Origin of the sequence: Acinetobacter sp. SwsAc2, assembly GCF_013391465.1 — a bacterium.
GTDB lineage: Bacteria > Pseudomonadota > Gammaproteobacteria > Pseudomonadales > Moraxellaceae > Acinetobacter > Acinetobacter johnsonii.
In genome coordinates, this window is record NZ_JACBEZ010000003.1 from 76,046 (window position 1) to 90,235 (window position 14,190).

A 14,190-nucleotide genomic window follows, 5' to 3' on the forward strand; every position below is an offset into this window, starting at 1 on the left:
TGTGATTTCTGTTATCGAAAATAAAAAGGAGGCTAATAGAGCCTCCTTTTTATTTAGAAATGTTCTAATTTGGACATATTCCACATACGGAAATAGAAGTTCTCTTCATCTTTATTTTCACAAGACAGCAGCTCACCATCTTTTAACCAAAAATGTAGCTGCGCATAGTTTCGAATTTCTCGGTCATTAATGCGCTGCGCTAAATGGCGCGCTTTAATTTCTGCTGGATGTTTTAAGCCCGCTGAAGCAATCATTTCTGAAAGTGCCTTTAATGTGTTGTCATGAAAATGCAGCACGCGTTCGGCTTTGGTGGGCACATGTAGTGCTTTTTGACGCTCTTTGTCTTGTGTCGCAACACCGACTGGGCATTGGTTGGTATGACAACTTTGCGCTTGAATGCAGCCCACTGCGAACATAAATCCTCGTGCAGAATTGACCCAATCTGCACCAATTGCCATGGTACTAGCAATATCAAAGGCACTAACCAATTTGCCACTGGCACCAATTTTGATCTGATCACGTAAACCCGCACCGACCAGTGTGTTGTGTACGAAAAGTAAGCCTTCACGTAGTGGTACGCCCATATTGTCTATCAGTTCGATAGGTGCTGCACCTGTACCGCCTTCGGAACCATCTACAACAATAAAATCAGGAATAATTTGAGTATGTAGCATGGCCTTAACAATACTCATAAACTGCCAAGGCTGACCAATACACAGCTTGAAACCGACTGGTTTACCTTCAGATAACTCACGCAGTTTTTGAATAAAATGCATCATCTGAATTGGCGTTTTGAAGGCAGAGTGACTCGAGGGAGAAACACAGTCATGATCGCGACTGACGCCACGTATTTCAGCAATCTCTTCAGAAATTTTATCTTTCGGTAGAATCCCGCCATGACCGGGTTTTGCTCCCTGAGAGAGCTTGATTTCGATCATTTTGACTTGAGGTCGTTTGGCTTGAACGGCAAATTTTTCAGGGTCAAATTGGCCATCTAGAGTACGGCAGCCAAAATAACCACTGCCTAACTCCCAAACAATATCGCCTCCATACTCAAGATGGTACGGACTTAAACTGCCTTCGCCAGTATCATGGTAAAAACCACCCATTTGCGCTCCTTTGTTTAAAGCGCGAATGGCATTGGCACTCAGGCTGCCAAAACTCATGGCTGAAATATTGAAAATAGAAGCACTATAAGGTTGTGAACATTGCGAATTGCCCACCAAAATACGGAAGGTTTTAGGGTCAGCAGGTGTGCATGGGCTCAGTGAATGAGTCATGAAGCGGTAGTTGTCTGCATAGACATCGATAATGGAGCCGAAGGGTTTATCTGCATTTTGGTTTTTTGCACGTTGATAGACCAAACTGCGTTGCATACGCGAAAAAGGCAGTGCGTCTTGATCGGCCTCAATAAAATACTGGCGAATTTCAGGGCGAAAATCTTCAAAAATAAAACGAAAATGCCCCATAATCGGGTAGTTCTTTAAGATCGAATGTTTATTTTGTAAAACATCATGCAAGCCAACAAGACTCAGTAAACCTGTTATCAGCCAAATACTGTTTAGTAAAGTGTCTGAAATAAAATAATTAATATAGATGGGGGTATGACTATAATGAAAAAAAGAAATGCTCAAAAAAATAAAAATACACAGTAGCCAAATGGAGTGCCGTGAAAAAAAAGTATTGAGTAATTTATGACGTATGGATTGAGCAGGGCTAGACATATGGCTGGGCATCCTTCCAGATTGTTTAAACCTAATGTGCCAAGTCTCTGTTTCATCTACAAGTAATAAATTGTTGTTACGCCCGTTATTATTTGCTGTGGGAATCCAATATTAAAATTATGGATAAATTTTATACAGATTGATATCTTTCAGAATTTAAAGTATATAAAATGAATATGAATAAGCGCTTATTGTTCAAAAGAAAAAATTATAAATTACTTACTTCTAGGGATAGGTTAGGCCAAGTTTGCATCGGTATAGTGTGGTTGAAGAATGATAAGAAAGAGGGGAAGCTTCAGTGAAAAATAAGGAAACTGTTTTGCCTGCACCTGTTTTAATCGTGGAAGATGAAGCCATGATTCGCTCGCGCCTAGATCTGATCCTGTCGGAACTGGGCTATAGTCAAGATATGCTGATTTTTGCTAAAAATTTAGCTGAAGCCATGCAAATTATTGCATCACAACCGATTTCTTTAGCTTTAGTTGATTTAGGGTTGCCTGATGGAAATGGCATCACCTTAATTGAAAAACTTAGAGAGATAGACGAAAGCGCCTTAATTTTGGTGATTTCTGCATGGAGTACACAGCAAAGTTTATTTGCCTCAATTAAGGCAGGAGCAAATGGCTATGTATTGAAAGAACGTGATGATGCCGAAGTGCTGATGTCCATACGGAGTATTTTGCGCGGCGGAGCGCCAATTGATCCCTTTATTGCTCGCGAAATTTTAAATCAAATCTCAACCTCAAATACCCCCCAAACTGAGCGTGTAGAGCAGTTGGATGGTCAGGACTATGATCAACTGACCAATCGAGAAACTGAAATTCTCAATTTGGTGGCACAAGGCCTGAGTAACCGCGAAATTGCTGAGCAATTATTTGTTTCGCGCTATACCGTTGAAAGCCATATTAAGCATATTTACCGCAAGCTTTCTGTTTCAAAAAGAACCAAAGCAGTCAGCACTGCGCGTTCTTTAGGTATTTTATGAGAAATGGCTGGCTGAGCATTTTTGTCACACTGTGTTTGTGTGTGCTTAGTTTTGCCAGTTCCGCACAAACCAACTTTGCTGTTAGTCCAACTTGTAAAGTGAATGTCGATAAAATTTCTGCGGTGAAAACAAGTTCTATCGATGTTGTTCCGAAGACGGGATGGGTAGAGGTCAAAAACCCTGACGTGTGGACAGAACGCTGGCCACATTACGATGGCGGCGTTTGGTACCATTTTAATTGGCATTGGAGTTGTAACGACAGTAATGAACTGAAGCAGCCTTTAGCATTTTCTGTGGAAGGCATGAGTAGTGCAGGCGCTGTTTTTTTTAATCGAAACCTGCTTTGGAAAGATAAGCATTTAGTTGAACCCCTATCAAAAAGCTGGAATACTCCGCGTTTTTGGATCCTTCCTGTCGAAAGCTTAAAACAAAAAAACAATGACATTTGGGTGTATGTGGTTGGTAATAGTTATGAAAGTCCGGGTTTAGGCAAACTAGAATTTTCTGATATCACAACAGCATATGATAAACAACAAAAAAGAATTTGGAACAAGAGAGCACTGTTTCAAGTCAATTTAGTCATTTCCACCACCTTAGGTTTGGTGTGCTTTGTCATTTGGTTTTTTAGACGCAATGAAACGACATTTCTGTGGTTTTCTGTTAGCTGTTTGTTTTGGGTCTTGTTTATTTGGAATGTCATCAACCGAGAAGTGTTTCCTTATCCAAACTCCCTGTGGGTCATGAAAACTAACCTGACTTTTTTTGTTTTATACAATGTTTGCTTTTGCATTTACCTGCTGCGTTTTGTAAGAACAAAGTTTGCTGAGTTAGAAAAAACCTTATTTTTAGTTGCTGCGGTGTGTATTGTTACCATCTTATTTATCCCGAGCTTGATGGTTAATATCGTAACTGCGGTGATTTTCTTATTGTGCATTGTGCTCTTTATCGTATCATTCTTTTTTGTGATTTATCGTGCTTATAAAACGAAGCGCCCTGATTATATTTTATTGGCTGTTTGTTTAAGCGTGATTCTTATAGTTATGCTTTACGATATTTCACTACTTTTTGATGGGCATATTAATGACCATCAGCCTTTGTCGCCGTATACCTCACCGGTGATCACTTTTTTTATTGTGATTATTCTCGCAACACGGTTAGATAAAAATATCAAAAAAATACAAAGATTTAATAGTGAACTTGAGCAACGAGTGAGCTTTGTGACCAGTAACCTGTCCTCTAGTTTATATGCTCGACACCAATTAGAGCTTGAAAATGTCCGCTTACAAGAGCGTATTCATTTAGCACATGATTTGCACGATGGTTTGGGTGCATCTTTGGTTCGTTCCATGATTTTGGTGGATCAGAGCTCCAGCACCATGTCGAATCAACAATTTTTATCCATCCTCAAATTGCTTCGAGATGATTTAAGACAAATTATTGACAGCGGGTCTTTAACCAATAACAAAACGCCAGATAATCCTGTGTTATGGATTGCTCCTGTTCGGCATCGGTTTAGTCAGATCATGGATGAGTTGGACATTGAGGCGACTTGGAGCATTCCAGAGGCATGGGAAATACAACCGACAGCACTACAATGTTTGACTTTAATTCGTGTGCTTGAAGAAAGTTTGACCAATATTATGAAGCACAGCCAAGCACGGCATATTGATGTAAAAATGTATTATCCAAGTACAACTCACTTGGTCATGATTATTCAGGATGATGGCGTAGGTTTTAATGTGGAGTGTGTGCTTAACCACGGGATGGGCATTGGTATGCGCAGTATGAAAATGCGTTTAGAAAAAATTGGTGCTGAGCTCAATATCGAATCAGAAAAAGGCTGTACCAAAATTATTGCCAGTTTAAGGTTTGGTGAGGGAGAAAGTGCTGAGTAGATTAGATTCCTCAGCACTTGGTTTGCTTAAGCTTCGTCAGGTGGGAGTAGCATTAAGACGGATTCGTTCATCAGCATTGCAATGTCTTCTAGAATATCGGCATCATATAAGCTTTCATCAAGTAACAGTGCTTCACCATCTGCTAAATTCTTGAGTAATGGTGCAAATTGCTCCGAAATGCATAGCCCTTCACCGTTGGCCCAAAATAAGAATTCATCTTCATCGTGAGTATAAAGTAGGCGAGAAGCAGGTTCTAAGATCAGCTGATAGCCTTGGTCTAAAATACCTTCTAAATCTCCTGTGCCAATTTCTTCAGCTTCAGGAATATTTTCAGGGTATTTCGGCTCTGACATCAAGGTCATAATAGCATCTTCAAGTAAAGTTGAGTTTTGCAGCTGAGCCAAAATTTCTGCCTTTAAATAATCCAATTCGTTTTGTGTTAATTGACCGATCGGACTTTGTTGGTCACGAACAATATCGAGTAAAGGATTACGTAGCAGAGCGTTATCAGACAGTTTGTCGCCTACACGGTCTACCATGTCGGTGACGTTTGGCATACGGAAGCCAAAAGAGAAAGTCAGGCAGTCATCTTCGGCTACACCAAAATGTGATAAACTTGGTGGTACATAAAGTAGATCACCTGGTGCTAATACTTCGTCAAAATGTACGTCAATTTCAGGTAGTAATTTTAAAGGTTGGCCTGCAACAATCTCAGATTCAGCATCGCACATTTGACCCAATTGCCAACGACGGTGTCCATAACCTTGAACTAAAAAGACATCGTAAAAGTCAAAATGCTTTCCGACAGAGCCACCTTTAGGCGCATAAGACACCATGATGTCATCACGGCGCCACTGCGGAATAAAAGGAAATTTTTTCCACAGTGCTGCTAAGTCAAAAGAGTAGTGATCTACGGCTTGAACCAATAAAGTCCAGAGTTTTGGCATCTTTTGGAAATCAGCTTTTAACAGCGGTGAAGACTTTACCGACCACTGATTTGGGTCACGGTCTTTTTGTTTGATGAGACGAGCTGTGACATTTTCATCTAAAGCCAGTTCCATAATATCGCTAGGTTCTAAAATATTGATAATTTCAGGCAGCGCGTTACGGACCAGTAATGGCTTTTTTTGCCAATATTCGGCAAGGAATTGTTCAGCTGTAATACCGCCAAGAACATCAAGAGATTGGGACATGAAAATAGCCTAAGCAAATTTAAAACAATATTGTGACTATTGTCTTATGATCGAAGGCCTATGTGCAAGTATCGTTAGATTTATTTAAATGCGCTTGGTTGATTTAAATAAATTGAGTTTGTCTGAGTCGTTATGATTGCAGGCATCAAAATTTTTACAGCATAATTGGTCTAAAATATAGTGAAGAAAAATAATGTTAAGTAAAGAAGATGCCGAGAAAATGGCGAATGAGATATTGCAAAAAGAAAGAGAGAAAAGTCAGTCCAAATTAGCGAAAAAATCATCCTCAATCGATAGGATATACAAAACAAAAGATTTGGCTAAGGTGCCGCAATATCAGCATATCTTACTTTTTAGACAAGCCAAAAGTCTCGCTGAAGATCATCCGCTATATAATAAAATGTGGTATGGCTATTTGGTATTGGCATTGTTATTTGTCAAATATCTCTTTAGACAGAGGGAAAGTGTGAGTAGCTTTGACCCTAATAATATTGGTCTATTTTCCTTTCTTATTCTTTTTATGCTGATTACGCTGTACCGTAGTCTATTAATTCGAATGTATTTTAAACGACTCATTCAAGCTTATCTCTCAGTAAATTCGTCTAAAAATCTTTGAGCGATTGGTCATATATTAATATTTATGCTGTTGTTAAATTTAATGCTCATAAACGAACAGCAACACCTGCTGCTGTTCAATTTATTGGGAATTAACTAAAAATACTTCTAATAATTATGGCACAAGCACTTTTAATTCACGCAGAATATGACACAACTGAATCATAGGCATACCCATCAACGTGGTTTGATCTTGTCCTATCATTTGTTCAAATAAGCTGATACCAAGGCTTTCACACTTGAAGCTTCCTGCACACATCAGTGGCTGTTCAACGTCAACATAACGCTGAATTTCAGGTAGTCCCAATTTACGGAACTTAACTTTATAATGTTCAACCAGACTACGCTCAAAACCTGTTGAGTGTTGCTGCACGCTGAGTGCGGTACTGAAGTAGACAATTTTGTCCGAATTGGCCTGTAGCTGTTTAATGGCTTTTTCAGTACTCAAAGGCTTACCAATAAAAATATCGGGTGCACCTTCACGCCATGCCACTTGATCTGAACCAATCACGATTGCTTCAGGATTTTGTGACGCAATGACATGCGCTTTTTCAAAAGCAAGTCGCTTGGCTAAATCATCGGCATGGCTTTCACCACGAGGCGATTCGTTTATATCAGGGACAACGCAGCGGTAGTCTAGACGTAAACGGTTCATGAGGTCTTTACGAGTTTGACTGCTTGATGCCAAGATAATTTCTGAAGTATTCATTCGACTGCATATTCCATAAGCACATTCAGCGGGACATAGGACAGTACAGCTTGATGGCAAGCTTGAACTTTAACAGGAGGCGCAAAACCGGCCTGATAAGCTTCTACCCAACGGGTCACACAGATACACCAAAAATCACCAGGTTGTAGACCTGGAAAGTCAACTTCAGGCACAGGGGTAATGAGATCATTACCTACACGCTGCGAAAAATTTAAAAACTCAGAGGTCATTTCGACACAGATCGTGTGTTGTCCCAAATCAGAAGGTGCTGTATGACAAAAACCATTACGGAAATATCCAGTGATCGGGGAATAACAACAGCTGGCTAAAGGTTCACCCAAAACGTTTAAACGGTTTAGATTTGGATCAGGATGAATAGACATAAATGCTAAATCTAGTGAGACTTTTCACTATGATAGCAAAACTTTGCCTTTCGTTTGCTTTTCTGCAAAAGAAGCTAACCTTTTTCTGCATAATCATTTAAAATCGATGCGATTTTTATATATAGAAAGAGAGCTCTACATGAATTTTCAGCGTATGACTGACCTCGATTTAACGGGTAAACGTGTTCTTATTCGCGAAGATTTAAACGTTCCTGTTAAAAATGGTGTGATTACAAGCGATGCACGTTTACGCGCCGCTTTACCAACAATTAAAGCAGCGTTAGCACAAGGCGCAGCCCTAATGGTTTATTCTCACCTTGGTCGTCCAGTTGAGGGTGAGCCAAAACCAGAACAATCATTAGCACCTGTTGCTGCGTATTTGACTGAAGCATTGGGTCAAGACGTTCAATTAGTGACGGACTATCTCGATGGTGTTGAAGTTACAGCAGGTCAAGTGGTACTCCTTGAAAACTGCCGTTTTAACGTGGGTGAAAAGAAAAACAACCCAGAACTTGCTGCAAAATATGCAGCACTTTGCGATGTATTTGTGATGGATGCATTCGGTACAGCGCACCGTGCAGAAGCATCAACTGAAGGTGTGGCACGTTTAGCGAAAGTTGCAGCGGCTGGTCCTTTATTGGCAGCTGAGTTAGATGCACTTGGTCGTGCATTACAAACACCTGAAAAACCAATGGTTGCTATTGTTGCGGGTTCTAAAGTATCGACTAAGTTAGATGTGTTGACATCACTTTCTGACATTTGTGATCAATTGATCGTGGGTGGTGGTATTGCCAATACCTTCTTGGCAGCAGCAGGCTTCAATGTCGGTAAATCATTGTGTGAAAATGATTTGATCGATACAGCAAAAGCGATTGCTGCAAAAGTTTCTGTACCTCTTCCAACAGATGTTGTCGTGGCAGATGCTTCTGAAATCGATTTTGCAGACTTCTTGGGTTCATTGGCTGCTGCTAAAGCAGTCGTGAAAAAAGTTGAAGATGTGACTGACAATGACATGATTTTGGATGTAGGTCCAGAAACAGCAAAAGCATTTGCAGACATTTTAAAAACGTCAAAAACGATTCTTTGGAATGGCCCAGTGGGCGTATTTGAGGTTGATCAATTCGGCGAAGGCACAAAAACTTTATCTTTAGCGATTGCTGAATCTGCTGGCTTCTCTATTGCAGGTGGTGGTGACACTTTAGCTGCTATTGATAAATACGAAGTTGCAGACAAAATTGGTTATATCTCAACTGGTGGTGGTGCTTTCCTTGAGTTTGTTGAAGGTAAAACACTTCCAGCAGTTGCAGCGCTGATAGAGCGTGCACAATAATTATTGTGTGCTAGTGCTGTTGTAAAAAGGTTGACTTCGGTCAACCTTTTTTATGAGCTTAACAAATCTATTCATCATTCAGTCATGAAAATGAAATAATGCTGAAATAAACTACAGGGCATTAAATCATCTGTTCTAGGAAAACATTATGAATTTAAAAATGACCCTTGCTGCACTTTTGTTAGCACCATTGGCACTGACTGCTTGTAAGAAAAATGAAGCACCAGAGCAAACCGCTGCGGCATCTGAAACAGCAGCAGTTGAAGAAGCTGTAACGGCTGAACAACAAGCGGCAATTGATGCGATTGATCAGCCAGAATTGGATGAAAAGAACAAAGACATTCCTGCTGAAGTTGCAAATGCACCTGCAGATGCTGCAACTGCCGATCCTGCGGTAGAGGCTTCGGCTGCTACAGCACACTAAATACACGCGAATTTCGTAAAAAGTCCCTGCAATTGCGGGGATTTTTTTTAAATAGTGTTATTTGTTGCTGAATTGAAACCTTTGAGCATGTAGAATATGTCGCATCAACTGGGAGGACATTATGGCTCTTATTTCATTGCGCCAGCTCTTGGATCACGCCGGCGAACATGCTTACGGCGTACCAGCATTCAACGTAAACAACTTAGAACAAATGCGCGCAATCATGCTTGCAGCAGATGCGACAAATTCACCTGTTATCGTACAAGCATCAGCGGGTGCGCGTAAATATGCAGGCGCTCCATTCTTACGTCATCTTATTTTGGCTGCAATTGAAGAATGGCCACACATTCCAGTGGTAATGCATCAAGACCATGGTACAGATCCAGACGTTTGCCAGCGTTCAATTCAATTGGGTTTTTCATCTGTAATGATGGATGGTTCATTGGGTGCAGACGGTAAAACACCAACAACGTATGAATACAACGTTGATGTAACACGTCGTACAGTACAAATGGCGCATGCATGTGGTGTTTCAGTTGAAGGTGAAATCGGTTGTTTAGGTAGCCTTGAAACTGGTATGGCGGGTGAAGAAGATGGCGTAGGCGCTGAAGGTGTTCTTGATCATTCTCAACTTTTAACTTCAGTTGAAGAAGCACGTCAGTTTGTTGCAGATACCAATGTAGATGCACTTGCAATTGCGGTGGGTACTTCTCACGGTGCATATAAGTTCACTCGTCCACCTACAGGCGATATTTTGGCGATTGACCGTATTAAAGAAATTCATGCGGCGCTGCCAAATACCCACCTTGTGATGCACGGTTCAAGCTCTGTTCCGCAAGAATGGTTAGCGATCATTAACCAGTACGGCGGCGACATCAAAGAAACTTATGGTGTTCCTGTTGAGCAATTGGTTGAAGCAATCAAGCACGGTGTACGTAAAATCAACATCGATACCGATTTACGTTTAGCATCTACAGGTGCAATGCGCCGTATGATGGCTGAACAACCAAGCGAATTTGATCCGCGTAAATTCTTTGCAAAAACTGTTGATGCAATGAAACAGATCTGTGTTGATCGTTATGAAGCTTTTGGTACTGCGGGCAACGCCGACAAGATTCGTCCAATTTCTTTAGAGAAAATGGTTGATCGTTATAAATAATTCTTTTTGAATGATTTATATTGGAAAAGCCCACCCTGATGTGGGCTTTTCTATGTGTGTAATCCAAGTGACAATAATAAGAGTGTGCTATGGAACTGATATTTGCTGCGGCCTGTTGTAGTGTGGTGGTCTCCATTCTTTTAAAATGGGGCAAAAACAAAGGATTTGATCCGATCCAGATGATCAGCTGGAACTATGCTTCAGCCAGTTTACTGTGTTACGTCTGGTTTAAACCTGACCTAAGCCACGTTTCTGTTTCAAATACTCCGTGGTGGCTGATTATAGCACTTGGTGTCTTGTTACCGAGTGTATTTTTATTTTTAGCCAAGTCTTTGCAATATGCAGGCATTGTCAAAACAGAAATCGCACAGCGTTTGTCGGTGATTTTATCTTTATTGGCGGCTTATTTTATTTTTCAAGAACAGTTTAATCAGCTCAAAATTATCGGGGTAGTCTTGGGGCTTGCCGCCGTGATGTGCATTTTATTTACCAATGCCTCTGGTGGTGGAGAAGGTCAAAAACAGGCTGTGTGGTATTTAGCACTAGTCTGGTTTGGTTATGCGCTGATTGATGTCTTACTCAAATATACAACAGGGCTGGGTGTGCAGTTTTCCGTTGCGTTAAACCTGATGTTTATTTGCGCGTTTTTATTGTCAGTCGGTTATGTTGCTGTGACCACGAAAAATATCGGCTTAACCAAGAACGTCTTGGCAGGTTTATGTCTTGGCGTGTTGAACTTTGCCAATATCGCACTTTATGTCAAAGCTCATCTGTTACTCAAGGACAGCCCAGCGGTGGTCTTTGCAGGCATGAATATTATGGTGGTGCTGTTAGGCGTATTCAGCGGACTACTGTTCTTTAAAGAGAAGCTCAAACTCGCAACAGCAATCGGATTGGTGTTGGGTATCACAAGCGTGGCTTGTTTAGCTTATGCAATGTCTGTTTAAAATAGATCTGCACAAAGGAAAAAGGGTGTTTGAGTAGATCCTCAATCACTGCAATTCCCAATAACAGCCCTGGTTGCTCACAATTGGGGCAATCGGGATAGTGAGGGCGCATGATATGTTGATACTGACCTAAATAGATTTTATTGCAATGTGCACATTCAAATTTCATCGGTATATTGGGCTTAACAGACATCAGCAACCTCACTTTTTTTGTTTTGGCATTGAACATGATGAAGCAATTTTCAGGCCCAAAATATAAAAGGGACTGAAGTCCCTTTTATAAACAAATAGCATTACAGCTGCGTGAAAATATCTTCTTTGCTTAAGCGAGACTTTGGCAATTTTGCATTGAAGTCAGCATCACTACGATAGCCTAGTGTGAGCAATACAGAAGGGATTAGACCTTGTTCGGCTAAACCTAGCTCTTCACTAATAATGGATTCATTAAAACCACCAATTGGCGTCGCATCAATTTTTTCAATACCTGCAGCCAATAGAATTTGACCTAAAGCAATAAAGGTTTGGTTTTCGGCCCAACGCTGCACATCACCTTTTTCATTGCGGTAATAGTTGACATAACCTGAACGACTGTCTTTTTGGCCTTGCTTAGCGGCATCATCTTTAAAACGACCATGTAGGTCATCTTGATGCAATAAATTTTCCAAATGTTGCTCAGAAATATCGGCTTTGGTACAAAATAAAATTGTATGTGATGAATCTAGTACTTTGGGAGCATTGTATGCGTATTTACCCACCAGTGCTTTTGCAATTCGTTCTTTGGCGTTTGTGTTTTCTGCAATGAAAAAATGCCAAGGTTGGATGTTGATAGACGATGGCGTCAAGCGGAGAATTTCTAATAATCGAGCAAACTGTTCATGAGGGATCTTTCTATTTGGGTCATAAGCTTTGGTGGTATAACGACTTTTTGAAATATTTAGCAGATCCATAATCGCACTCGATTTATTGTTGATGTCTGATTCTAACCGATGAAAGGAGACTTGTGATCACGCTACAACTCGAACAGACTTAGATTTTAGTTGAAAAAGGCATACAGACTTAGTTCGTTATCATTATTGAATAACGAGTGTGTTACTCAATTTCTATGGGGGAGAGGCAGTTAGTATGTAATCAAAGCTGGGTGTAAGTTACTCGTTTTGTTTTTATGTGACATTGAGATAGTAATTGCGTTGCAATCAAATCTATAAAGTGGTTGAATTACTTCTTTAAAATAATGAACATACTGTATAAATGTTTGATCTAGAACCTAAAAATATCAAAGCTAAAATCCGACAACAGTCTTTAACGAAAGTTTTTACGGTGTTGATTTTTGGTTTGAGTATTTTAATTATTGTGTCAGAATATCAAAAATATAGTGAATGGAATTTTAAGTTTCTAGTGATTGCTGTGGCTGTCATGGTTTGGAATTATAAGTTGGCTCGTGAAATTAAAAATTTAAAAGATCAAAATACCGATGTGCCTTAAACAAATCATTTTCTGGTTTATGCTAGTATTTACCCAAAGTGAGCTACTTTTGCTTAAATCTTGACAACCTAGTATAATGAAGACTACGAGTAGGTATTGTTCCTACTTTTCTATGATATAGCTGATTGTGATCTATCTGAGTTCAGGCATTTGACTTGAATATCATCATTGTAACTACAGAATTATTATTCAAAACCCGTTTTATTAATCTCTTTGTTCCATCACAAAAAGCTCACTTAGTGAGTTAAAATTTTGACAACTTTAAATACATGGCGTGTTGCTACAGCCGTAAATGGTAGTGAAATCAATGTAAAATTGGTGCCACTTAAACGTCAACAGAATACAAATCAGGGTTTAATCTGGGTTGAAGTGGGGCATATGATTCAACTTGAATCTGGCGAAACTCTTCCAATGAACTTAGATGGTTTGAGCTTTTATACTGGTGTTAATCAATTGTATCGTCTAAATGAGTTGAACTAAGGCGATAAGTACTTGAGTTAGCATTATGTATAATATTGATTGGTATAGTAAAAAAATGGCATTAATACTGCCATTTTTTTAATGCCAAATTTTGTAGATGATTATTCGCATTAATTTCTAAAATCTGAGCGGAATCTTCTTTCCAGTCACCAAGTACAATTCTCTTTTTTCCATCGACATCATGAATATTGGCGCGGTGGGTGTGTCCGTGAATCAGTAAATCCACATTGCTTAATGCGACCTGGACTGCGCTTGGGTTAACATCCATAACTTCATAGCTTTTAAACTGTTGCGCTTGACGGCTTTTTTTACGGAATCCATTGGCCAGTTTTTGTCTAAAGCCAAGCGGTGTACTTTTTAAAAACTTCAACAGAAGTGGATTACGGATAATTTTACGAAAGCGCTGATAGGATACGTCATCCGTGCAGAGCAAATCACCATGTTCAATACGAATGGTGTAATCTGAAAGTTCGAGTGTGCATACTTCGGCTAACAGTTGACCATTAAATTGGTCGAGGAACTGTTGTCCTAGGGCAAAATCACGGTTACCTGTTAAGAAATAGATGTGATTGCCTGCATTTGAAAATTGTTTTAAGGCGCGAATGATTTCATCTAGCCAAGGGGCTGTGTAGTCGTCGCCAATCCATGCATTGAACCAGTCGCCTAAAATATACAGCTGAGTGTTCTTGTTTTTATAAGCCTCTAATAAATCTAAAAACCCCCGAACGAGTCGAGGGTGATCTGGTGACAAGTGTAAATCAGCGATAAACAAATAGGTCACGGAAGTTTCCTTTTAAAAACCCCTCCCGACCTCTCTTTAATAAGGGAGGATAATCTCATGTTCGAATGAGAGTCTAGCTCCCT

At 40.0% G+C, this 14,190-nt stretch carries 15 protein-coding genes; 9 read left to right on the forward strand and 6 right to left on the reverse strand.

Going from position 1 to position 14,190, the window contains the following annotated elements; genetic code table 11:
* Window positions 1-53: 53 nt before the first annotated feature.
* A complete protein-coding gene (locus tag HYI04_RS02570) occupies window positions 54-1,724 on the reverse strand; it encodes an FMN-binding glutamate synthase family protein (protein ID WP_010326813.1) in 1,671 nt (556 codons plus the stop codon).
* A gap of 298 nt (window positions 1,725-2,022) precedes the next feature.
* Here HYI04_RS02570 and HYI04_RS02575 point away from each other — a divergent pair, with 298 nt between their 5' ends.
* Together HYI04_RS02575 and HYI04_RS02580 are read left to right on the forward strand one after the other, a co-directional pair.
* Window positions 2,023-2,709 (forward strand): response regulator transcription factor, encoded by a 687-nt coding sequence (locus HYI04_RS02575; protein WP_004696942.1) that lies wholly within the window; start codon window positions 2,023-2,025, stop codon window positions 2,707-2,709.
* Entirely contained in the window at window positions 2,706-4,604 is a 1,899-nt protein-coding gene (locus HYI04_RS02580; protein ID WP_010326812.1) for a 7TM diverse intracellular signaling domain-containing protein, read from the forward strand. Before HYI04_RS02575 ends, HYI04_RS02580 begins: the two co-directional genes overlap by 4 nt.
* 26 nt (window positions 4,605-4,630) lie before the next feature.
* On the opposite strand, the gene HYI04_RS02585 is transcribed toward HYI04_RS02580, so the two are convergent.
* Window positions 4,631-5,797, reverse strand: coding sequence for a cupin domain-containing protein (locus HYI04_RS02585; protein ID WP_010326811.1), 1,167 nt, complete (start codon window positions 5,795-5,797; stop codon window positions 4,631-4,633).
* A 193-nt stretch (window positions 5,798-5,990) separates the two neighbouring features.
* On the opposite strand from HYI04_RS02585, the gene HYI04_RS02590 reads away from it, so the two are divergent.
* Window positions 5,991-6,413, forward strand: a complete 423-nt coding sequence (locus HYI04_RS02590) for a hypothetical protein (RefSeq protein WP_010326810.1) — start codon at window positions 5,991-5,993, stop codon at window positions 6,411-6,413.
* 114 nt (window positions 6,414-6,527) lie between these two features.
* Here the strand turns inward: HYI04_RS02590 and HYI04_RS02595 are convergent, their stop codons facing one another.
* Window positions 6,528-7,121, reverse strand: a complete 594-nt coding sequence (locus HYI04_RS02595) for a nucleoside triphosphate pyrophosphatase (protein WP_010326809.1) — start codon at window positions 7,119-7,121, stop codon at window positions 6,528-6,530.
* A complete protein-coding gene (locus HYI04_RS02600; protein ID WP_004984725.1) occupies window positions 7,118-7,504 on the reverse strand; it encodes a DUF2237 family protein in 387 nt (128 codons plus the stop codon). Before HYI04_RS02600 ends, HYI04_RS02595 begins: the two co-directional genes overlap by 4 nt.
* A 139-nt stretch (window positions 7,505-7,643) precedes the next feature.
* On the opposite strand from HYI04_RS02600, the gene HYI04_RS02605 reads away from it, so the two are divergent.
* The 4 genes from HYI04_RS02605 to HYI04_RS02620 all read left to right on the forward strand — a co-directional run bounded on the left by HYI04_RS02605 (window position 7,644) and on the right by HYI04_RS02620 (window position 11,364).
* The gene (locus HYI04_RS02605) at window positions 7,644-8,834 is read left to right on the forward strand and encodes a phosphoglycerate kinase (RefSeq protein ID WP_010326808.1); all 1,191 of its coding nucleotides are present in this window, start codon (window positions 7,644-7,646) and stop codon (window positions 8,832-8,834) included.
* Between the two features lie 148 nt (window positions 8,835-8,982).
* Window positions 8,983-9,258, forward strand: a complete 276-nt coding sequence (locus HYI04_RS02610; RefSeq protein ID WP_004696954.1) for a hypothetical protein — start codon at window positions 8,983-8,985, stop codon at window positions 9,256-9,258.
* Window positions 9,259-9,379: 121 nt separating this feature from the next.
* Window positions 9,380-10,417, forward strand: a complete 1,038-nt coding sequence (gene fba / locus HYI04_RS02615; protein WP_004984718.1) for a class II fructose-bisphosphate aldolase — start codon at window positions 9,380-9,382, stop codon at window positions 10,415-10,417.
* 89 nt (window positions 10,418-10,506) lie between these two features.
* The gene (locus tag HYI04_RS02620; protein WP_010326807.1) at window positions 10,507-11,364 is read left to right on the forward strand and encodes a DMT family transporter; all 858 of its coding nucleotides are present in this window, start codon (window positions 10,507-10,509) and stop codon (window positions 11,362-11,364) included.
* A gap of 293 nt (window positions 11,365-11,657) precedes the next feature.
* Here the strand turns inward: HYI04_RS02620 and nfsB are convergent, their stop codons facing one another.
* Window positions 11,658-12,311, reverse strand: coding sequence for an oxygen-insensitive NAD(P)H nitroreductase (gene nfsB / locus HYI04_RS02625; RefSeq protein ID WP_063454281.1), 654 nt, complete (start codon window positions 12,309-12,311; stop codon window positions 11,658-11,660).
* Between the two features lie 301 nt (window positions 12,312-12,612).
* Between nfsB and HYI04_RS02630 the strand changes: the two genes are divergently transcribed.
* Window positions 12,613-12,846, forward strand: coding sequence for a hypothetical protein (locus tag HYI04_RS02630; protein ID WP_004696964.1), 234 nt, complete (start codon window positions 12,613-12,615; stop codon window positions 12,844-12,846).
* A 252-nt stretch (window positions 12,847-13,098) separates the two neighbouring features.
* A complete protein-coding gene (locus tag HYI04_RS02635) occupies window positions 13,099-13,326 on the forward strand; it encodes a hypothetical protein (protein WP_010326805.1) in 228 nt (75 codons plus the stop codon).
* Window positions 13,327-13,387: 61 nt separating this feature from the next.
* Here HYI04_RS02635 and HYI04_RS02640 read toward each other — a convergent pair whose 3' ends face one another.
* Window positions 13,388-14,107 (reverse strand): UDP-2,3-diacylglucosamine diphosphatase, encoded by a 720-nt coding sequence (locus tag HYI04_RS02640; RefSeq protein WP_010326804.1) that lies wholly within the window; start codon window positions 14,105-14,107, stop codon window positions 13,388-13,390.
* Window positions 14,108-14,190: the final 83 nt, after the last annotated feature.